This is a genomic window from Chitinophaga sp. HK235 (assembly GCF_018255755.1).
Classification (GTDB): Bacteria; Bacteroidota; Bacteroidia; order Chitinophagales; family Chitinophagaceae; genus Chitinophaga.
Window position 1 is genome coordinate 1,147,186 of sequence record NZ_CP073766.1, and the last position, 21,784, is coordinate 1,168,969.

At 45.3% G+C, this 21,784-nt stretch carries 20 protein-coding genes; 15 read left to right on the forward strand and 5 right to left on the reverse strand.

Going from position 1 to position 21,784, the window contains the following annotated elements; translation table 11 throughout:
• Positions 1–90 precede the first annotated feature (90 nt).
• The 6 genes from KD145_RS03665 (at position 91) to KD145_RS03690 (ending at position 7,700) form a co-directional block, all read left to right on the forward strand.
• On the forward strand, positions 91–681 hold the full coding sequence (locus KD145_RS03665; RefSeq protein WP_212004555.1) for an RNA polymerase sigma factor: 591 nt from the start codon (positions 91–93) through the stop codon (positions 679–681).
• A gap of 81 nt (positions 682–762) precedes the next feature.
• The gene (locus tag KD145_RS03670; protein ID WP_212004556.1) at positions 763–1,941 is read left to right on the forward strand and encodes a FecR family protein; all 1,179 of its coding nucleotides are present in this window, start codon (positions 763–765) and stop codon (positions 1,939–1,941) included.
• 126 nt (positions 1,942–2,067) lie between these two features.
• Positions 2,068–5,223 carry a SusC/RagA family TonB-linked outer membrane protein gene (locus KD145_RS03675; protein WP_212004557.1) on the forward strand — a complete coding sequence of 1,052 codons (3,156 nt, stop codon included), beginning with the start codon at positions 2,068–2,070 and terminating at the stop codon, positions 5,221–5,223.
• Positions 5,224–5,281: 58 nt separating this feature from the next.
• Complete coding sequence (locus KD145_RS03680; protein WP_212004558.1) at positions 5,282–6,883, forward strand: RagB/SusD family nutrient uptake outer membrane protein; 1,602 nt, start codon at positions 5,282–5,284, stop codon at positions 6,881–6,883.
• A gap of 272 nt (positions 6,884–7,155) precedes the next feature.
• Positions 7,156–7,350 (forward strand): class I lanthipeptide, encoded by a 195-nt coding sequence (locus tag KD145_RS03685; protein ID WP_212004559.1) that lies wholly within the window; start codon positions 7,156–7,158, stop codon positions 7,348–7,350.
• 146 nt (positions 7,351–7,496) lie between these two features.
• Positions 7,497–7,700, forward strand: coding sequence for a class I lanthipeptide (locus KD145_RS03690; RefSeq protein WP_212004560.1), 204 nt, complete (start codon positions 7,497–7,499; stop codon positions 7,698–7,700).
• A gap of 175 nt (positions 7,701–7,875) precedes the next feature.
• Here KD145_RS03690 and KD145_RS03695 read toward each other — a convergent pair whose 3' ends face one another.
• Positions 7,876–8,622 carry an SDR family oxidoreductase gene (locus KD145_RS03695; protein ID WP_212004561.1) on the reverse strand — a complete coding sequence of 249 codons (747 nt, stop codon included), beginning with the start codon at positions 8,620–8,622 and terminating at the stop codon, positions 7,876–7,878.
• 87 nt (positions 8,623–8,709) lie between these two features.
• On the opposite strand from KD145_RS03695, the gene KD145_RS03700 reads away from it, so the two are divergent.
• The 3 genes from KD145_RS03700 (at position 8,710) to KD145_RS03710 (ending at position 10,005) form a co-directional block, all read left to right on the forward strand.
• Positions 8,710–9,045, forward strand: a complete 336-nt coding sequence (locus KD145_RS03700) for a helix-turn-helix domain-containing protein (protein ID WP_249219731.1) — start codon at positions 8,710–8,712, stop codon at positions 9,043–9,045.
• A 128-nt stretch (positions 9,046–9,173) separates the two neighbouring features.
• The gene (locus tag KD145_RS03705) at positions 9,174–9,587 is read left to right on the forward strand and encodes a DoxX family protein (protein WP_212004563.1); all 414 of its coding nucleotides are present in this window, start codon (positions 9,174–9,176) and stop codon (positions 9,585–9,587) included.
• A 127-nt stretch (positions 9,588–9,714) separates the two neighbouring features.
• Positions 9,715–10,005: a hypothetical protein gene (locus KD145_RS03710; protein WP_212004564.1), complete on the forward strand. Its 291-nt coding sequence runs from the start codon at positions 9,715–9,717 to the stop codon at positions 10,003–10,005.
• 457 nt (positions 10,006–10,462) lie between these two features.
• Here the strand turns inward: KD145_RS03710 and KD145_RS03715 are convergent, their stop codons facing one another.
• From KD145_RS03715 to KD145_RS03730, 4 genes are all read right to left on the reverse strand, one after another.
• A complete protein-coding gene (locus tag KD145_RS03715) occupies positions 10,463–11,431 on the reverse strand; it encodes a DUF2167 domain-containing protein (protein ID WP_212004565.1) in 969 nt (322 codons plus the stop codon).
• Positions 11,432–11,512: 81 nt separating this feature from the next.
• Complete coding sequence (locus KD145_RS03720) at positions 11,513–11,896, reverse strand: VOC family protein (protein WP_212004566.1); 384 nt, start codon at positions 11,894–11,896, stop codon at positions 11,513–11,515.
• 80 nt (positions 11,897–11,976) lie between these two features.
• Positions 11,977–12,555: a Crp/Fnr family transcriptional regulator gene (locus tag KD145_RS03725; protein ID WP_212004567.1), complete on the reverse strand. Its 579-nt coding sequence runs from the start codon at positions 12,553–12,555 to the stop codon at positions 11,977–11,979.
• Positions 12,556–12,734: 179 nt separating this feature from the next.
• Positions 12,735–14,753 carry a glycoside hydrolase family 19 protein gene (locus tag KD145_RS03730; RefSeq protein WP_212004568.1) on the reverse strand — a complete coding sequence of 673 codons (2,019 nt, stop codon included), beginning with the start codon at positions 14,751–14,753 and terminating at the stop codon, positions 12,735–12,737.
• A 585-nt stretch (positions 14,754–15,338) separates the two neighbouring features.
• Between KD145_RS03730 and KD145_RS03735 the strand changes: the two genes are divergently transcribed.
• From KD145_RS03735 to KD145_RS03760, 6 genes are all read left to right on the forward strand, one after another.
• Positions 15,339–15,554 carry a hypothetical protein gene (locus KD145_RS03735; protein WP_212004569.1) on the forward strand — a complete coding sequence of 72 codons (216 nt, stop codon included), beginning with the start codon at positions 15,339–15,341 and terminating at the stop codon, positions 15,552–15,554.
• 374 nt (positions 15,555–15,928) lie between these two features.
• Positions 15,929–16,081 carry a hypothetical protein gene (locus KD145_RS03740; protein ID WP_212004570.1) on the forward strand — a complete coding sequence of 51 codons (153 nt, stop codon included), beginning with the start codon at positions 15,929–15,931 and terminating at the stop codon, positions 16,079–16,081.
• 86 nt (positions 16,082–16,167) lie between these two features.
• Entirely contained in the window at positions 16,168–18,639 is a 2,472-nt protein-coding gene (locus KD145_RS03745; protein ID WP_212004571.1) for a hypothetical protein, read from the forward strand.
• A 136-nt stretch (positions 18,640–18,775) separates the two neighbouring features.
• Complete coding sequence (locus tag KD145_RS03750) at positions 18,776–19,639, forward strand: NmrA family NAD(P)-binding protein (RefSeq protein WP_212004572.1); 864 nt, start codon at positions 18,776–18,778, stop codon at positions 19,637–19,639.
• Positions 19,640–19,644: 5 nt separating this feature from the next.
• Positions 19,645–20,574, forward strand: coding sequence for an AraC family transcriptional regulator (locus KD145_RS03755; RefSeq protein WP_212004573.1), 930 nt, complete (start codon positions 19,645–19,647; stop codon positions 20,572–20,574).
• A 115-nt stretch (positions 20,575–20,689) separates the two neighbouring features.
• Positions 20,690–21,748, forward strand: a complete 1,059-nt coding sequence (locus tag KD145_RS03760; RefSeq protein WP_212004574.1) for a hypothetical protein — start codon at positions 20,690–20,692, stop codon at positions 21,746–21,748.
• Positions 21,749–21,784 lie beyond the last annotated feature (36 nt).

A 21,784-nucleotide genomic window follows, 5' to 3' on the forward strand; every position in this document is an offset into this window, starting at 1 on the left:
GTTTTCTATCTTTACAAACATATTATTAATTAATTTCCTATTTCTTGCTTTCTATTAGTAACCGGCGATACAAAAAACTTTTTAAAAGGTATGGAGCGTATGTCCATGGAAGAGGAAATACTGTTAAGGATGGCCCAGGGAGATGAATCGGCTTTTTCGAGCATCTACCGGCACTATCATCCTTCTTTATATATATACCTGCTGCGTTTCTGTAAGGTCCCTTCTCTTGCAGAAGACCTGGTGCACGACGTATTTCTCAAGATCTGGGAGATCAGGGGCCGTATTAACCCTCAACTTTCTTTCAGCGGGTATCTTTACCGTATTGCCCGCAATCATGTGTTTAAAACCATCACCAAACTGGCCACTGACGGGCAGATGCGGGCACAACTATACCAACAGTTGGCAGGTATTGATCCGGAGCATCCCGATGAATTGGCACGTACAAAGGAATATGAACGTCTTTTCGAGGAAGCACTTTCAAAGCTGACACCGCAACGGCTGAAAGTATTCCGCCTTTGCCGTCAGGAAGGGAAAAGTTATGACGAGGCCGCTGCCATACTGGGTATTTCCCGTAACGCGATAAAAAAGCACATGGTACTGGGTATGCGTTTCATCGAGGATTATGTGTACCGTCATGGTGACATTCTGATGGCGATCTGGCTTGTCTCCACCTTTTACTAAAAAAATTTTCCCCAGGGGGTACCCTCCTTTTATATTTCCGGATATTATTATAGTACCCTTTGTTTTCAACGGGAGAATAATATGCCGCGACCTGAAAATTACCACGAGAAACTGTTACAGCAGTACCTGGACGGCCAATGCAGCCGGGAGGAACTGGAGGCCCTATTCGGATATCTTAACACATCCGCTTCCAAACGTCCCCTGCTGCTGGTTATGAAACAGGAATTTGAGCGCGTTATGAATGAAAAGCATGACGTGCCGGAAGCCCTTGGAAACCGTATAGAGACAAGATTGCTACAAGAGATCAGCCAAAGCAAGGTGGTGCCGATGCGTCCCTTCCACTATCTGAAGTGGGGCGCTGCCGCTGCAGTTGTTGTACTCCTATCGGCAGCCGTTATCTTTTATCTCTCCCACCAACCTGTTGCGCCCAAACTGGCACAACACCATGTTATACCTGTGGGATCACCGGGCGGCAACAAAGCGAAACTCACACTGTCAGACGGCTCCGTGGTTACGCTGGACAGTACCGGCAACCGGGTGATCCAACAGGGCGATGTTAAAGTACAGCAGCATAACGGGCAGCTGCTTTACCCACTCGCCGCCGGCCCTTCATCCATTGTTAGTTACAACCTGCTGGCAGTTCCCCGTGGTGGACAGTTTAATGTAGTACTGCCCGACGGAAGCCATGTCTGGCTCAATGCTGCGTCCAGCCTGCGCTATCCTACTGCTTTCTCTCCTAACAACCGTACGGTGGAAATACAGGGCCAGGCCTATTTTGAGATAAAACCGATGCCAGGCCAACCGTTTATTGTAAAAGTGAACAATATGGAAGTACAGGTATTGGGAACCAGCTTCGACTTAATGGCCTATGCCGACGAGCCTGTAACCCGCACCACACTTGTACAGGGAGCAGTTAAAGTTAAATCCGGTGATAACGAAAGACAGCTGCTCCCCGGGCAGGCAGCTGCAGTGAACAATACCACCGGAGCGCTCTCTATACAAACTGCGGACCTGAGGGAAGCAACAGCCTGGAAAACAGGCTTCTTCAACTTTGAGAATGCCAGCCTGGTCAGCATACTGAAGCAGCTGTCGAGGTGGTATGATGTAGAAGCGGACTATCAGTCGATACCAGATGGAAACCGTTTCGGAGGGTACATCAGCCGCAGCCTGCCACTGCAGGAAGTACTGCCTATGCTGGAAACTGATAGGGTAAAACTCAAACTGGAAGGCAGGACAATCAAAGTAATATTGACCCGGTAAAATACCAGCCCGTACTGCCTTTTCCTGTATGATAACTCTAAACTCAAAATGCTAAAACCAAACATGACTGCAACCAGACTGGTTGTGATTTGAAAACCGCTTTGTTCAACCAAAATGTTCTACGTTATGAGATTTACCGCCTTCCTCCTGCTTGCGGTCTGCCTGCAATGCAGTGCAGTAGCCTTATCGCAGCAGATCACACTTTCGGAAAAAAATGCGCCGCTGAAAAAGGTGCTTAAAGAAATGGCCGCACAGGCCGGAGTATCTGTGGCATATAGCGAAACCCTGATGTCTGCTACCAAACCTGTAACAATTGAAGTAAAGAATGCTTCCATGGAACGGGTACTTGAAATAGCGCTCCACGACCAACCGGTACGCTATACTATCAACAACGGCCGCATCCTGCTCAACAGCCGCTCCCGCGAGGTGGCCGATTCCGCTTTGACAGTCACTGGCAGGGTCACTAATGAAAAAGGAGAACCGATACCCGGAGCCAGTGTCCTCATCAAAGGAACAAACATAGGTACAGCCACCAGCAACGACGGCAGGTTCGAGATCAGAATTCCCAGAGAGCATGTTACACTGATCATCAGCGCAATTGGATTTCAGCCAACAGAAATAAGCGCTCAATCTCAGACCAATATGGAAATCCGGTTAAAAACGGGTACCCGAAGCCTGTCTGAAGTGGTGGTGATGGGCTTCTCTGAAGTAGAGCGCCGGCACGTGGCTTCCTCAGTTGCCCAGGTGGATGTAAAATTAACCAAAACCAGACCCATAGCTAAACTGCAGGAAGCATTTACCGGCACCGTTCCGGGTGTTACCATTCAACAAACCACTAATCTGCCCGGCAGTGTACCCGGCATTACGATCAGGGGCATCAGTACTTTGCAAAATGCTGGTCCTCTCGTCATTGTGGACGGGATGGAGCAAAGTTTAAATGATATAGATCCCAATCAGGTGAAAAGCATCACGGTATTGAAAGATGCTGCATCTGCGTCTATGTATGGTTCCCGGGGTGCCAACGGAGTAATCATCATAGAAACGGAGCGCGGGCAAATGGGACGGTTTAAGGTAGATGTTAACTCGTGGGGCGCGTTACAACAACCTATCGATCTTCCCAAATTCGTTAACGGTATCGACTATATGAAATTAAATAACGAAGCCCGGAATTTTCAGGGACAAACACCTCTCTTTACCGAAGAAGACATCCGCAAGATGGGATCCGGGGAAACTCCTTCTGTAGACTGGATGAAAGAAGGAATGCGACGTAGGGCCAACTCACAAAATGTTTCTATGAGTGTATCCGGAGGCGGTGGTATCGGCTCTTTCAACCTGATGATGGGATACCTGAAAGAAAATGGTCTGAACTCATACGAAGGCTCCGGCAAATACTCTGCGCGGTTTAATACCAATGTGAACATCGCAGATAAATTTGTTTTACTGGCTGATTTCTATGCGCATCGCTTGCAAATTAACCGGCTGAAGGAAAACGACGATGGAACAGGGTTATATGAAAATCTCTGGAAAATGAATCCCACCCAGCAGATATACTATACCCCCAGTGACATCCCAGAGCATTATATGTTGTACAATGACATGAACCCGATAGCTTCCATCAACCGCGGAGGATCCCGGAACAACCTGTATGATTTCAGCTCAGTGAACCTGCGGCCAAGATATAATATCAGCAAGCATCTCAGCCTGGAAGGCAATGTGTCCTATCAGATCAGCAAATCGGCTAATAAACGTCAGCGGGAAACTTTTAAGTTCTATGATGGTAACGGGAAACCGGTGAAAATATGGAAAAATGAAGTGGGAGCCGACCAGGACGTTAGTCAAAGCCAGTTGACCGCCCGAGGACTGCTTAACTATACAGGCAGCCTGCGTCATCAGGCCGACAAAATATATGTCACCGCCGGCTCCGAGGTGATGAGCTTCAATTATACCGACTACAAGGAAATTGCCAAAGCTTCTTTTTTCGGAAAGCTGAACTATTCTTTTAATAACAGGTATATACTCGAGTTCACTGCCCGCGGGGATGGCAGCAGCAAATTTGCTCCCGGTAAGCAGTGGGGCTTTTTCCCTGCAGGCGCTGTAGCCTGGAATATTACCAATGAACAATTCATGAAGGGGCTGGTAAATAACCGCATTATCAATAACCTCAAACTACGTGCTTCTTATGGACTGATAGGCAATGAGAATGTAGACCCATATTTATGGGAAGAGAACGTAAACGAATGGGGATGGCTGATGCGTGTACCCAACATGAATTTCACCTGGGAAAAACAAAAACAGGGAAACATCGGGCTGGAGTTGACGCTGTTGGACAACCGGCTTAGCCTGACAGCAGAAGCTTACAAAAAGAACTCTTATGATCTGATCTATTCGAGGTTCCCGGTACCGCCCATCACCGGCTCGAACTCGCTCGAAGCAGCTTTCAATATCGGAGAAGTAGAAAATAACGGATACGAAATTTCGGTACAGTGGCAGGATAAGATCGGTAATCTTGGCTATAGTATAGGCGCTATGCTGTTTGACAACAGAAATAAAGTGCTGAAGGCCGGTTACAGGAATGGAGACACATTGATCTTTAAAGATGATAACGATAAAATCTGGTACAAGGGAATTGCCATTGATAACTACTATGGATATAAAAGCAATGGCTTTTTCCGGGACCAGCGAGATGTGGACGCTACCCCGGCCAAACTTCCCAATACGCTTCCCGGTGATATTAAATATGTAGATCAGAATGGCGATGGTATCATCAATGACGCTGACAGAATAAACCTCGGAGATCCCTTCCCCCACCTGAATTATTCGGTAACTGTAGCCTTACAGTATAAGAACTGGGACTTTAATCTGTTGGGTCAGGGAGTGGGAAAAAGAACAGGACGCCTGAACGGCCTGGAGGGTTACCCTGTATTGGTGGATGGCAGCAGCAATTCGTTGGGAAGACCGCGACAGTACTATGCTGATAATCGATGGACACCCGAAACTCCTGATAGCAGGTTTCCGAGAGTGTGGACCGGATCAAGCACCAACGCCTACCTCAGCGATGTCTGGCTGGGCAATGCAGCCTTTTTCCGGGTGAAAGTATTACAACTCGGATATACGTTCCCGTTACAAGGCAAAACAATCAGAAACGTACGGGTATATGTGAATGCGCAGGATGCCATTACTTTCACAAGATGGGAAGGACTTGAACCGGAGCGGGACGGCGGTAATGGCAACTATCCCAGGATGGCTGTTTACAGCCTGGGCGTCAGGGCCACCTTGTTTTAGCAAGTAGTCGCTGCACAACAGAAAATTATATTTCAATCAACTGCAAAATATGCATAAGATGAAAAAGAGACTTATCCTACTGTTATTATTCTCCGTTATCCTGCCGGCATGCCAGAAGTTTCTGGACAAACCAGACCCCACTGCCACCAAATTCGATGAATTCTTTAATACAGAAGAAGACCTTCGGCGCGTTGTATACAGCACCTACCTGGATGTATTTACCAACCAGGGCGACAGAAGGTTACTGTTTTACATGGATGACAGTAAATCAGATAATGCTTATAGCAGAGTGGAAGGCGATAATCATCAACGTATTGCCAACGGTAGCTACGACGCCAACACCAGGGCTTTTGAATATTACTATACCATACACATGAAACATATAGGCCGTTTAAATACTTATCTGAAAAGTATCAATACACCTTATGTTGAAGATGAAGCTATCCGCACAAAATACAAAGGCATACTGGAAGGGCTCCGGTGCTGGCACTATTTCAAAATGGTTTCCCGCTGGGGTAACATTCCTTTTTACCTCGAGCCGGTGGATATCTCACAAGTAACACAGCCGGCTAAATCAAAAGAGGAAATACTGAATACACTTTTCCCAATGGCCGAGGCAACTGCCAATACGCTTCCGGACAAGGAATACAATTCAGATGCCTACATGTTCAACAAATACTCCCTCAAGGCCCTTATCATGCGTTATGCCTTATACCATGGCCGTTATGAACTGGCGGCGCGGCTGGCCAAAGAGATCATGGATAGTGGCAATTACTTGCTGTATCCGGTTTACGGAGATCTGTTCAAGTATAAAGGCGACAAGATAAACAAGGAGTTCATCATAAAAATGGACATGCAGAGTCATGGTAACAGTGGCACTAATTCCTTTGAGCACCTGGGGCCACATTTCCGGACAGGAAAGGGACAGTCCTACTCCGTGCCCTTAAAATCACTGGTAGATGCCTATTGGACTTTACAGGGCAATAAAATTGATGAATGTCCCTATCATAATAAACAGGACTATGAGCTGGATCCGAAACTGAACAGGGACCCACGTTATACAGCCAGCATCATCGGTCAGGGAGATATGTTTGTCAATGAGCCCATCGACATATATGATCAAAACAGTCCCATGTTCCATGAAAAAGAACGTGCCAGCCGCTCGGGTTACTGGTTCAGAAAATTTGTAGACGAAACAGATGCATTCAAGGATAATGGCAATATGTACTTCCCGATATTGAGATATGCCGAAGTACTTTTGACATATGCAGAAGCCCGCATTATGATGAATAATATTGACAACCTTTCGAAAAGCTGTATTAACCAGATCAGGACCAGGGCCGGTCTCGATATGAAAGAAGCGGATGTTACCTTACCGAAATATGCGGCTTATACACAGCAGCAATGGATCGACCTGATCAGAAATGAGCGGAGAATAGAACTGGCTGGCGAGGGAGTAAGATATGATGATATCTTAAGATGGAAAATCGGAGACCAGGTAATGACTAAACCCGCTCTCGGACATACCCGGCTGGTGAACGGAACCCTTGTTTCACTAAAGATAGAAGACCGTTCATTTCAATCGCGTAATTATTTGTGGCCGTTTCATTCGGGCAGTTTGAAAATTGAACCGGGGTTGACGCAGAATCCGGGATATTAATCTGATTTATATCAAACATATATAAGTCAAGGGGCCGTCTCTTCTTTTGAGGCGGCCCCTTGTTTTTTGCCGGTCGACAGATGATCAATGAGTTGCGCGGACTGTTTGATGGCAGCTTATCTATTTCAGGAAAAAATTGTTTTTCCTGTTCTGTTTTGTTAACTTCAGTATCTCGAAATGACCGATGTATTACGCCATTATCTATATTGATCCCGTAGCCTCCATGCCAAGCAAGATATAACCTGAAATATTACCCGTAAAATCCGCCAGTTATGAAGAAAAAAACCTCCCTCCAAAAGAAAATGTCTTTTAACAAGACAATGATAGCATCCCTCAGTTCGCAGCAGCAGGCAATGATGGCCGGTGGCTTGCCTCCTATTACCAAACAGGCCGTCTGTCAGGATCAGACCTATGCCGTTTCCTGTGAAACTATCCGTTTCACAGCTGACCAGTGCGTTTCCTGCTAGTATCATCAATTTTATATCGCAATGGATCTGTATTGACGATCGGGATGGCCGCCAACAGTCGTTAGCTTTTTCTACAATTTTTATTCTTTTACCCGGCCTGCCCGGATGGTATGTTATTGCCCAAAATATCCACTAAAACAATAACCATGAAAAAGAAACAAGTATCTCTCCAGAAAAAACTGATCCTCGGTAAATCTACCGTGGCAACCCTGAACGCAAGCCAGCAACAACAGATCGCTGGTGGTCTCCCTACGATTACCAGAATCATCGACTGCCCTTCCAATGCTGACACCTGCGCGACCATCCCTCCCGGAGGTCACATATGCCAGTTCTGCGTTACAGCAGCATAGTGGGTCGGTAAAACGTTGTTTTCCACGGCCGCATTGTCCGAATGGATAATGCGGCTTTGCTCTTTTGATGTGCTTTGTAAGCTTCCTCCTGGCAGACTACCGTTTTTTTGTGCTATAAACACATTCAGTGTCGGTTACCTTGGTTGGATATAAACCAGGCTTGATTCACTTGAAATTACAACGTTATGCCGCCGTCGATAACGAATTCGCTGCCGGTAATATAGGAAGCGGCATCATCGCTGAGGTAAACCACTAGTTTCGCCACATCATGCGGTGTCCCTACTTTACGAAGCGGGATGTTTTCAGCAGACAATTTATCGAACAAGGCATCAGCTGAAGCCGCATCCAGCCCGTTCTTGCTCAACACCGCAGTACGGGTAGGGCCAGGACTCACAATATTCACCCGTATCTTCCTGGGTGCCAGCTCCGCCGCAGCCGTTTTCGCAATGGAGTTCAAAGCCGCCTTGCTAGCCTGGTAGATCGAACTATGTGGTTTATAAGTACTGGCCACAATGGACGACAGTATCACTACCGATGCTTCTTCTGCCAGCACCGGGATAAACTTACTAAGGGTGAAATAGGCGCCCTTAAAGTTGATATCCATTACATTGTCGAAATTCACTTCCTCAGCATTCTCAATCAACGTACTGTCGCCTACTATCCCGGCGTTGATAAACAGAATATCTACCTTGCCATAGTCCTGCTTTACATGCGCCACCAGCGCCTCGGTATCTTTTATACTGGACTGGTCCGCCACGATAGGTACGGCGCCAATCTCCGCGGCGGCTTTTTCGATCGCTTCCTTCCTGCGGCCGGTCACGATCACGGTGGCTCCCAGATCCACCAGAGCCGATGCTGTTGCATATCCAATGCCGCTGTTGCCTCCGGTTACTATCGCTACTTTGTTACTGAATTTTTTCATGATTGAATATTTTATGTCAAAGGTATTAGCAAAATGGTATACATTTGTAACCAGTATCACGAAGTATACCAATCAACACTACCGATCATGCACAGAAACCAACCAGAAGAACTCCGCGCTTTGCAGGACACCCTATACTTTATCGGCGGCAAATGGCGTCTCCCGATCATTAACTCCATTTGTGCCGGCAACCGCCGCTTTCGGGAAATAGAGCGCAGCATTCCCGGTATCACCACCCGCATGCTATCGAAGGAGCTGAAGGAAATGGAGATGAACAAGCTGGTGAAGCGCACTGTATACGATGCTTCCCCTGTACTGGTAGAGTACGAGCCTACCGAACATTGCCGCACCTTTGGCAGCATCATCACTGAAATGATAAAATGGGGCAAAGCCTATCGTAAGATCGTCACGAAAAAACAATGATTCCGGAATACTCACCTTCCCGGATGTCCTGTTGAGCCCCTATTATGTCCACTTCCCCGGAATGCAGTTGGCGTACCTGGTCACTATTCCCCAATTTTGTGTCATCAATCACCTAAAACACATTGACCATGACACAGAAATCCACTCTCATCACTTACTGGACCGGCGCATCTCTTTTATCCTTATGGTTTGGCGCCAGCGGATTCTTCGAGCTGACCCGTAATCCCATTGTATGGGAGATCACGCAACAACTGGGTTATCCTTCACATTTCATTTATATCCTTGGCGTATTTAAACTCACCGGAATCGGAGTACTGCTGGTACCCAACAGGCTGCTCCGCCTGAAGGAATGGGTATTTGCCGGTATTTTCTTTGACATCCTTTTTGCTTTCTTCTCCAAAATTGCCGTGCTGGGCTTTCCCGCCACCATAGACGCGATTATCGCTTTCACCATCGTTAGCGTGACCTATACCATGTTCCGGAAATTATACCCTGCCACGTTCGCAGTGGCAGCACCAGAAACACGCTTGGCGGACATTTGAGCATGAAGCGGAAAGTTTAACAAAAAGCCTGGCGTTCTCTTCGTCAGGCTTTTTTAATGCGATAATGTATGGCTGTATCAACGTGAAGCATTTGGAAAACAATAACAAAAATCTGTACCTTCCATTCATGTCAACATCCTACTACAATATTCGCGGTTACAAGGGCTTCTGGACAAGAATATTTCTCCCGCTCTCTCAACACGATGAAAAATATGCAACAAAAGCAGAAGAGATGCTTGGGGAATATCTTCGCTATTTGCCTTATAATAAAAAAACATTGTTGAGCTTTACTATTTATATCGAGCCTTCCATCGATTACTCCAGGCAATCGGATAGCCGCCTGGAATCCGGCTGGGATATGCAGTGTCACATTGACTATGATATCTTTACCAGGGCAAATCCACAGGAAAAACTTTAAATTCGATTTACAAAAACTTCAGTCCTATCTTACCAATAAGCTTGCTCACAAACAATTTGGACAAGGACTTACAGAGGTTTGTTTCCGTTTTGGGATCTTCAAATTTGATGGCCAAGCCACCTCTTATTTCGAAAGCAGTGAAAAAAACCTAGCCTACAGTACTAAAACGCAATCTCTGTACATAACAAGAAATATAGATTACAATATTATTGCAAAACTTAATAAAGACGAGCTGTTCAAGTATTACAAAGAAATCTTCAGGGAAAATATTGAATTAATAGCTGCCTCGCGAAAAGTTCCAAAAAAATTTGACCTCGCAGCTTTCAAACAATCGTTCTACAACTACCTTGACGCCTATATGCCATAACAGTGGTTAATGATGGATAAGACCTGTATAAATGCAGAAGTGATACCGGATACCGATATCACTTCTACATTAGTAATATGATTTGATCGATTATAATGTTGATGTAGGTTCGTCTGTATGCGTTACCGTAGTATCGCCTTCCAGTTGCTTTTCTTCTTTCTTACGACCGAATAATCTTTTTACAAATCCCATCAGTGCAACGAATCCCAGAAGAATAAATTTCCAGCCGGCCGCCAGGAACTTTGCGATGATGGCGAAGAATCCCACTTTAGCGAGTACCTTGCCGGCTACCAGTCCACCAATAGTCCATGCCGCCACATTATCAATCTTCGGATCAAAATCGAAGTAGGTATTACCCTCCGTGAAAGTAGCCATGTGCAATACTTTATCAATATCTGCCTTTACCAGGGGCAGTTCACGCATGGTACATACCGCATTCAGCGACAGGATGCCATGACGACCCAAAATACGGATCTGGTAGTTAAGCGTATTAGTGCCATCCTGATCACCGAAATGGATTTCCTTAGCCCAGTGCAATACTTTGTTTTTCTTGTCGTAGTAAGGTGTCTGAGCCCATCCTACCAGATGAATGCCTGGATAACCTTCTTTTAAACGTTGTTCATTTTCCTCCTTCTCATCTTTCTGCAAGTTTTTCAACATTTCATTGTAATCGATTTTTTCGGCATCATCATCTTTTACGTAGCCGACATCTTCGTATTCCACCACGAAAGCATAGCTGCTATCGGTGAAGGGATCTGACTTTTCGGGGAAGATCATACCAAGTGCATTCGCCGCACTGGACTCCGGATTGCCCCACAACCTAGTTAAGACAAACTTACTCTGTTCCTTATTCAGGAACTTAAACCCTGCAGGGATTTTGATCTCCGCCCTCCCTCCGGGGAGTTGAATAAGACCGGTTTCATACTTTTGGGCTTTGCGGATAGAGTCCACCAATTTGTCCATCTGCTGTTGGTAAATTTCGGCAGAATCACGTACAGGGGCTGCTTTAAGACATAGGGCTACAAATAGCAAACTAGCCAGGTATAGGTACTTTAACATAAATAAATGAATATTTCAGGCGGCAAAAATGCAACAAATATTTTAAACAAGAAAGTGGCTGCCGCTGAATATCGACCGGCATTACTTTCCTGAGCGTAAACCCACCATATTTCCTTCTGTATCTTCAATTAAGGCGATAAACCCGAAATCGCCTATCTCTTGTTTAGGACGGATAATTTTACCCCCGGCGGCTTCTACACGGCTCAATTCCGTATTGATATCTTCGGAATGAAAGTACACCAGGGTACCACCGATACCGGGCTTTGCCACATCCAGCTTCACCAAGGCACCACCTGCCCCTCCATTCATCTGATCACCAGGAAAAGCCGCATATTTCATTTGCGAATGTCTTTCATTATCTACAGGTATATCCGTTAATTCACATTGAAGTACGGCCGTGTAAAATTTCTTTGCTCTTTCAAAGTTTGAAGTATAAATCTCAAACCAATTCACTGCATTTTTCATTTTGTTCTGCTTTAAAGTTATTTAACACAGCAAAACTAGCCCCAATAATAAAAAGCAGACTTGCCATATGGCAAGAAATACTATTCACAGGAAATTTCTCTCCGGATTCTGCTTAATGAAGTATCAGTAATACCTAAATAAGAGGCAATATATTTTAATGGAGACTGGATAATAATCTGAGGTCTTTCTTTTATTAGATTGAGGTATCTGTCAGTAGCACTGGTTGTCAATGTACTGATGGAGCGCTGTTTCAAAAGAAATAACTGACTTGTTGCCCATGTTCTTCCCCACTCTCTCAGCCCTTCCACTTCACCAAGTAACTTCTGAAAAATATCATATTCTATTCTCCAGGCGGTAACGTCTGATATCGCTTGAAAATTTTCCATTGACGGCATTCTGTGAAACAGTGAAAAAGATTCTATTAGTATCTCTTTTGGGCAATAATACTCAGTAGTTATTTCATTGCCATTATAATCATAAAGGAATGACCTTGACAAACCTTTTTCAATGATATAAAATTCCTTGGCAGTTTTACCACTTTCCAACAGTAGCGTTCCGCCCGGAAATTGAATCCTGGTATGTGCTTTTCGGATCTCTTCATAATCATCCTGTTTGATGAGAGGATGATTGTAAATTGTTTGAAAAAAATCTATTTCCATTGAAAGGTATTATCGGTAATGCATCAAAAATCACTCCCTGCAAATGTAGAAAATCCATATGCATTTCCCAGCCTTTTCGGGGTAGTCTCACATATTCTCCACTCTTTATTTGTAAAAAACCGGCAGCCCTGCATTCGGTGTGATACCGGGATGCAGGGCTGTTAACGGCTTTGTCAGGTTTAATTTTTTATAAAGGTAACGGCACTGTTCCTTTTGCTGCCATCACCACTGATCTGAAGTATCCAGGAGCCGGTCGGAAGACGGCTTACATCCAGCTGTACGGTATGGGATCCATCATGAGATGCTACATAATACACCTGTTTTATACGCTCTAATGTAGTACTATGGAGGATTGACAGATAGAATTTTCCTCCTGCCGGTGCGGAGAATTTCACATTCAGCACATTACCGGTAACAGGATTGGGATACACTACCGCATTGTTGACAGCCTGACTGATGGCTGCTGTGGCCCCACAATCCCGTATGTATGTCCAGGGCTGTCCTGCTCCGCTGTTCAGGTCGGGTTGATTGTTTTGAGTCCACCAGTTAGCTTTATAGATTTTGTTTTTATAAACAGCCTGGTCGCCGGAAGAATAGGCTTTAGATGATATCCATTCGGCAATACCACTACAGCCGGTATCAGTCCGTGGGCCGCTGGTACAGGCGCCCAGCAGTTCCCAGGTGTCGCTGCTGCCAGGTACGCTGGCACTGCCTGCCCACCACTTATTGCGGTAAATATTGTTGTTATAGAGTACAATATTTCCTGCAGTAGTGTAGTTCTGGGAGGCTTGCCACTGCGGGAGATTGGCGCAACCTTCAAATGTACGGCTGTTCCATACTGCAAAACTTACGGTAGTGATAACTGTATCCAGTCCATTTCGTATACCCCTGGCCGTTGCAGTATATTTACTGTATGCAGGTGGCGTCCATTGTATAACAGAATCATTGAAAAGCTGGCCATTTACAGTGATCTGGATTTTACTGATCTCATTGCGGGGATCATTTTTGGTAACGGCCAGGGTAACCGGGCCTAATGATGTAGTGGAAAGGATTCCATTGGCGGGTTGCAGGAAACGGATAGATGTAAGGCTGGCACATTCTCCATTGTCAACGGTGAATCTGGACATACTGGCGCATCCGCAGTTGGCAGTATTATTACCACCGTTAAGTTCCAGGCTTACCTGCTTGATGGTGGCATAGCGCTGGTAGTGTGCGATACGGCTCAGCGCTTTGGTATTTTCCTGTCCGCTGCCGCATTCGATACCACCATTAATGATATTAACGGTAGCACCAAATCCTGGCTTGATGCCGACGGCTTGTTGGGCTGGTGTGGGTGTCCATTTGCCTGGAATCATTACATCATGGCACGACGGTTTGGGATACTGAGGAGCCATCCAGAACCAGATACCCGTTTCGAAGGCTATAGCGCCATCCTGTATCACTTTTTCAGGGTTGGCCAGCAATACGTTTTTGTCGCCGAATATCAGCTCACTGGCCTGGCCATAGTTGTAGTTGTAGCTGAGCTGAATAGGCCCCCTGCCATGATACGATTTTCCCGGTGCGGGAGGGTACATGGTATTGGTCTCATCCCGGTAACCGATGTTGTTGGTTCCTTCGTAACCTTGTTCTTCGCGGAAATACAATCCCCAGGCGTATTGCCCGCCTGGTGCTGTGGGCCAGCCTCCGGTTGTTTCCTGGGATATGTTGGCCAGGAAGGCTACCAGCTCCCTTTTCCGGGCATTAACATCGCCTTCGCTCACAAATGTGCCGTAGTCCAGCACCTGTGTAATAATGGCAAGCCCGTTCCAGGTAGGATCATTGAAACCGGGATCAGTTCTGATCACTGTGGTGACACCCGTGGTCTTATCAGTACGGGTGATCCGGTAATAATCAGTACCACAGCGTCTTTCCAGCAGTACTTTAATGTTAGACATACGCCGTACAGCTTCCACGAAGTTGTTGTAGGAGTAAAAATCCTTGGCCAGACTGGTGGGCAACGTCCCGGCGCCAGTGCGATCGTCCGGATTAAAACGGTGAGGAAATAGTACATCCCATTCCGCACTGCTGATCAGTGAGGAAACAGATGTGTCGACGGCAAACGGTGCGCTCGTTCGATTTGCTGATTTGTAGCTGGCCGAAGTGCGCGACCAGCATAACAGGCACAGAAATACAGTGATAATCAAAGGGCAGATTTTCATAACTAGCTAAATTTGAAGAGTGGGAAAATGATCATTAAACTACAACCCCTCATTGCTACGATACAGCAGCCCTGGTGGAAAAGTATAATTGTTACTGATACACTTAAAATTCCATAGGCAACTGCAGCACAAAGGCTATTGGGCTGTTGCGGCCACAAAATGCAACCGATAATCATTTGTGTATGGCTAAAAAAGTATTAGGGCGGTAATAGAAGAAGACTAAGACAGCAATTTGAAGCACCGGCCCTTAACATTTTAAAACACTCTTCAGCTATGGTATGATCAAAATAACTTCGTGTTAAATGGTTAAGATTTGTATATAATCTGATAATTTCTATCCAATGTATCCATCTTTAATATGGCACATTTGTATTACCTGCTTATGCCGCCTTGCTTTTCGTGTAAGACCACGTCATCGCATCCACATTATCACCTGATATCAGGGTAATAATATGAAAGCACACCGCAATACGCCATAACCCCGCCATGTCTGACACAGGCATGCTTTGCAGTATTTACAACAACAATATCGAATGCCCTTACCATTGTTTTATCATTTAATCAAAGTATATAACACCTATTAGCATGAAAAAGAAGACAGTAAAAAAATTAAGTCTGAAGATGATCAAAGTTGCCCAGTTAAGTCCAAATGGAGCTCAATTCATTCTGGGTGGTGACTCCGCCCCCGGTGCTCCTACAAGCCCTACCTCCAGGACTACCGGTCCTGTCGGCCCTCCTACTGCGCCACCTGATCCATGTGCTTCCGGAACCTGCACAGTAGCATGTCCTCACGGATGGTAATCTCCTGATAAAGGCCTGTCTTTCAAAATAAGCCTCCTTCAGGTTATCAGATGGGCACTTTAATTACCTTACAATATAGTCTGACAAAAAAGCCTTCAAGTCCAAAGACTTGAAGGCTTTTTAACTACTGGCGGCCAGCTGTGCATCAGCAAAGGTATTAGCAGCCAGATAATTCTTTACTGACTGAATTATTAATTAATATCGGTGACACAAGGCGGTCTCCATGTAAACACACAATTGGCAGATCCTTTTATCGCTACATTTGACCGATCAGGTTTACTTAAGCCGGCAACGGTGATTTTGCTCAGCGTCAATTTTTTTTCGCATTGTTTCTTCATCGTAATTGGATTGGGTGAAGGTAATAATTTAGCAATATGAATATATTGATTGTTGTTATGGGGATTGGCACCGATGTTAACCGTTTCTTTGCTAAAATTAACCGGGCTGCGGCGATCAGGCGCAACAACCATGGTACCAATCCTATTTCCTCACGTCAGCCGGGCAAAAATAAAGGTAGAAAAGGATAAAACGACATTAGTATACCAGGGTTAAAATTCCAACATTTGTATGTTCGCATAGGAAGTACATTCCCTTACCAATGTAAAATATCGAAATGAAAAACAGACGTCTCATCACACATCTGCTGCTTTTTTTGGTTGTCTTGACGGTAATAACCACGTTGCCAGCTACCGCGCAGATAAATTTCAAAACAAAACAATGGAGCCTTCAGCTGGATGCATCCGGAAAGATGACCAGTATGAAGAGTATTGCACTTCAAAAAGAGTTCCTGTTTGCAGACAAGGCCACCGCACTGATGAGCATAAAAAAAGACGGGGAAATTCACGCTCCCCGGAGCTGTGCCTGGAAAGCAAAAAACTCGGAGCTGGTGTTATCTTATCCGCAGATTGGCGTGGAGGCAAAAGTAAAAGTGCAGTGTAACGACAATTACATCAGTTTTGAACTAATAAAATTGACCATGCCTGAAAATGTGGATCTGGTGCTGTGGGGGCCCTATCCTACTATCATAGCAGACACTATAGGTGAAGTAGTCGGGGTTGTCCGTAGCAGAGAATTTGCCATTGGTATCCAGGCGCTGAATGTAAAAACACTAGGCGGTTACCCAAATACAGAAAGTGATATAGAACCTTCGTATGATGTATTTGAAGGCGGCAACAAAGTGGATGTAAAGGAAGATGACATGAACAAGCAATTGTTTAGGGGAGACGTAGCGCGCCCTACTGCTTACGGATCTGTGTTACAAGCGTATTGCCGCAACCGCCACAAGGACCGCGTTATTGAAAACTGGGGAAATACCGCTTACCTGGCTCCCACATTCAATGATGGCGGGGTTATTGGCAGTAAGATCGCGCTTTTCGGAGTAGCTAACGCAGATGTACTGCCGACCATTTCGCAGATTGAAATCGCCGAAGGATTGCCGCATCCATTGCTGGATGGTGTATGGGGAAAGCAGGCTTCGCACGCTTCCGAATCGTACCTGATCATGGACTTTGGCGTTGACAACCTGCAGGAAGCAATGGAGGCAACCAAACAGGCAGGCCTTCGTTTCCTTTATCATGGCGATCCTTTTGAGAACTGGGGACATTTTAAACTGCATACCAAAGCATTTCCACAGAACTGGGCCAGTATGAAGCAGTGCGTTGAAACAGCCAAGGCCAAAGGAATACGATTGGGTGTACATACATTATCCAACTTCATTACCACCAACGACCCTTACGTAACTCCGATACCAGATCACCGGTTGGCCAAAGTGGGTTATTCGCGCCTCAGCGCCGCTATCGACGCCAATACAAAGGAGATTGGGATCGAGAACCCAACATTCTTTAATCAGTTTCAAAATAATACGTTGAAGTCCGTTGTCATTGGAAATGAAATTATACGTTATGGAACTGTATCCGCGGCTGCACCATGGAAACTGCTCGATTGTCAGCGCGGCGCCTTTGGCACCTCCGCAGTAGCACATCAGCAAAATGATACGATAGCCAAGCTGTTTGATCATCCTTATAAAGTATTCCTTACCAATTATGCACTACAGGAGGAAATGTCGAAAACCATTGCACGCCTTTTTAATGAGACAGGCCTGATGCAGATATCTTTCGATGGGCTCGAAGGCTGCTGGTCTTCCGGCATGGGACAATATGCCAGGCAACTGTTTACCAAAACATGGTACGATAATCTTAAACCCGAACTGAAGGGAAAAGTTATTAATGATGCCAGCATGCCCGGCCACTACTTCTGGCATATTTACACCCGGATGAACTGGGGTGAGCCCTGGTATGCAGGCTTCAGGGAAAGCCAGCTGCAATTACGCCTCAGGAACCAGCAGTTTTTCCGTCGTAATCTGATGCCTTCCATGCTGGGATGGTTCAGCCTGCGTCCTGAAACAACACCGGAAGACATAGAATGGATGCTGGCTCTGGGTGCCGGCTATAACGCCGGCTTTGGACTGGCTACCAGTCTGGAAACGTTGCATAAACACGGAATGAAAAATGAGTTGCTGGGATTGATAAAGATATGGGAGCAAGCCCGTATGAAAAACATTTTCAGCGAAGCACAGAAAGAACAAATGCGGAGTTTAAAGCATGAATTCCATCTGGAGACATCCGGCAATAATGGGTATAAATTAACACCGGTGTACAATGCATACTTCAAACATACTCAACAGCTAAAACAGCCAGGAGAGCCTGTTTTTTCAACATTTAAGTTCAATAATCCGGCAACTGCCCAACCCATTTCCTTTATTATTACCCTGGCTGCCGGGAAGGACTATGATCCGGATGTAACCTTCGATCAGATATCATTAGCCATCAATCAGCAGAATGCATTGGTATTGCCGGTGAGCCTGAAGAGAAACCAGATCCTGAAATCTGACGGCAAAACTGTAAGATTATACAATCGTCAATGGCAACTGCTGCAAACCATTGAATTGAATCAACCTTTACCGGTTTTATCCAATGGTATGAATGAAATTATTTTCGATGGGAAATATTCAGGTGAAAACGGCGCCGATGTAAAGCTGGAAATCCGTTCCAATGGTCAGCCTGAGTTGATTGGAGAAACCCACTAGATCAGCATCATACATGGACTTTTAAAAAAAGGGCGGACTTTTATTTTTTAATACATTTTCATACAACATTCTGAGATCTGAACACTTTTCCCCCGCCACTGCGAGGGAATTTTGTGTACATTAAATTCTTGGAAAAATGAAAATCGTACTTACCGGCTCGCTCGGGAATATCAGTAACCCGCTCGTTGAAATACTGGTGAAGGAAGGTCACCAGATTACCCTCATCAGTACAGATCCCAATAAACAGGTCCGGATACAGGCCATAGGCGCTCAACCCGCTATTGGTAGTATCCAGGACCTGCCTTTTCTTATCAAGACCTTTACGGGGGCAGATGTTGTTTATTGTATGAACCCACTGGATTTCGCAGCACGAGACCTGGACGCATGGAACGGAAACATGGATAATTATATCCAGGCTATCAAGGAAACAGGGATAAAGCGTGTAATCGTGCTCTCCGGGTGGGTCTCGCACCTGCTGAATTCCATCCAACCGGAGAAAAATTTTGAGACCCTTAAAGACGTGTCTGTTACCTTTGTGCGACCAGGACCTTTTTACACTAATTTCTATCACCTGAAGGATATGATCCGGCACCAGGGCATGATTGTATCCAATTATGGCGGAGAAGATCTGATAGCTTTTTCGGCTCCTGAAGACATCGCTGCTGCTATCGCGGAAGAGATCAATACCCCGGCAGCTGCAGGCTTGAAAGTGTTATACGTGGCCAGCGAGGAGCTTACCTGCACACAAGCGGCACAAATTGTAGGAGAAGCCATTGGAATACCCCACCTCCAATGGATAGCATTTCCCGGAGAACAGGTAAAACAAGCGCTCGAAGCTACCGGCGTATCGTCTGAGGTTGCCGGATTATTGGTAGAAATGCAGGAAAATATGCACAATGGGAAAGCGCAGAAGGATTATTACCTTAACAGACCTATATTAGGAAAACGAAAACTGCGGGATTTTGCCAGGGAGTACGCTACCTGGTACCATCAAAACTAAATGTTATGGCCGGAAACCTTCCCCTGAGAATAAAAAGCATTCATGAGCTATTGCGGCTGAAAGGCTTGCCTGATACAAAACATCCACTTATCAGTGTACTCAATATTGCCGAATTAAAGATGCTGCCTAAGCCTGTAGATATAATGGCGTCCACTGATTTCTATTTTATAGGTATGAGCAGGTTCACGCAGGCTTGTTTGAAAATGAAGTATGGGCAGCAGGAATATGATTTTGATAAAGGTGTGATGAATTTTATCGCACCAGGACAGGTATTTAGTTTTAATACCGATCAGGTGGAAGAAATGAATCGGTCCGGATGGATGCTGCTGCTCCATCCGGACTTTCTCTGGAACCATCCTCTCGCGTTGAAGATAAGGCAATGCGAGTTTTTTGATTATACGGTTAATGAAGCCCTGTTCCTCTCTGATGGTGAAGAGCAGACTATTAGCGGATTGTTTAAGAATATTGAGCAGGAATATAGTACTAACATCGATCAATTCAGCCAGGGAATAATTATTCCCCTTATCGAAGCCCTGTTGGGATATTCAGAGCGCTTTTACCAACGGCAGTTCATTACCCGTAAAATTACCCACCATGGCATCGTAAGACAGCTGGAAGCATTGCTGGAAATGGCTTTTTCTCAGGAAACACTGGAAGAGAACGGGATACCCACAGTAAAGGATATTTCCAGTCAGCTGAATATTTCACCCAATTATCTGAGCGGTCTGCTCAAAACGCTTACTGGTAGCAGCACGCAACAGCACATACAGGAGAAGATCATAGAGAAAGCAAAGGAAAGACTGATGATGACAGATCTGTCTGTAAATGAAATAGCTTTTGAACTGGGGTTTGAATATCCGCAGTCTTTTTCTAAGTTGTTCAAGACTAAGATGAATATTTCACCGCTGGAATTCAGGAAGGCCAGCAGGTTTTAATAGATTGATCTGGCAAAGCGTACGGGGATGTGGGTGGAGGAATAAAATAAAACAGAAGAGGCAGGTTGCCAGAAATGTTGTTTGTGTATTACCTTTGCCGGTATAAACAAAAGATATGAGTCAATTTCCACATATAAACCTGCCGTTAAAGAACAAACTGACATTCACTGCCAACCCGGTGAACGTAGTGCCATTGCCGAATGGAGAGATCCTGATGAACTTTGCGAGTCAGCCGCTGATTACAAAGCTCAATGCCAAACTTGAGATTGTTTGGGAAAAAATCATCCAGGGACAGAATGCAAACTATGTAAGTAGCAAGCTGTCTGCCTCTTCTGATGGCCGCCTGATTGCCATTGCGGGCATGACCGATATACGCATTCTCGATGCAGAAGGAACCACAGTATTACATACTGCGGAACATGGCTCCTGGGGCCGGTTCCTGGGTGCTGCCTGTTATTTCGCCAAGGATAATAAAACGATCTGGTATGTATTGCCTGGTGATGAAAATAATACAGATGAGCTGCAGGTAATGGATGTTGCTGCTTTTGAAGTAATTGCTTCTTACCCGCTGCTGGAAAGCCAACAATACGCCTACGCATTTCATGCTACACCAGACAATGACATTATCCTGCTGGAAGCCGCTGCTGGCCAGGAGGAAACCATTCTGATGCAGTTACAGCTGAACGACGGTATCGTCTCCCTGACTGAACTTACCCAATGTGATAATGTGATCATGGGCAACTTTGCACCATCCGGAAAAGAGTTTGCTATGGCCCCTCATTATGATGGGCCGTTAGAAATCTACTCCTTCCCTGAAATTGCCAGGGTAGCGGAGCAGGATCAGGTGGCTATTTTCGATGGCAGTAAAGATTTCCCTGCCGCTGAACCGGATAATATCAACTACAGTGTATTCTTTGTAGATGATAATAGCATCCTCGTAGTTTCCCAGTTTGGAAGATTGTTATTGCTGGACAGAAAAGATTTACGTTGTAAGGCAGAGGTAATGCCGGAGGGTATTGAATTTACAGCATATAACCTGGATGGTAATCCTACTACCAACCCGGATTATATCTTTGATTACAGCAGTAATATTATCAACGTAATGATTGTGCATGACAAACTGTTACTGACGACCGGTGAGGGTCAGTTGCGCAGTTATGATCTGCCAGTATGATAACAAACATTAAGGGTATCTCCTGGTTTCGGAGAC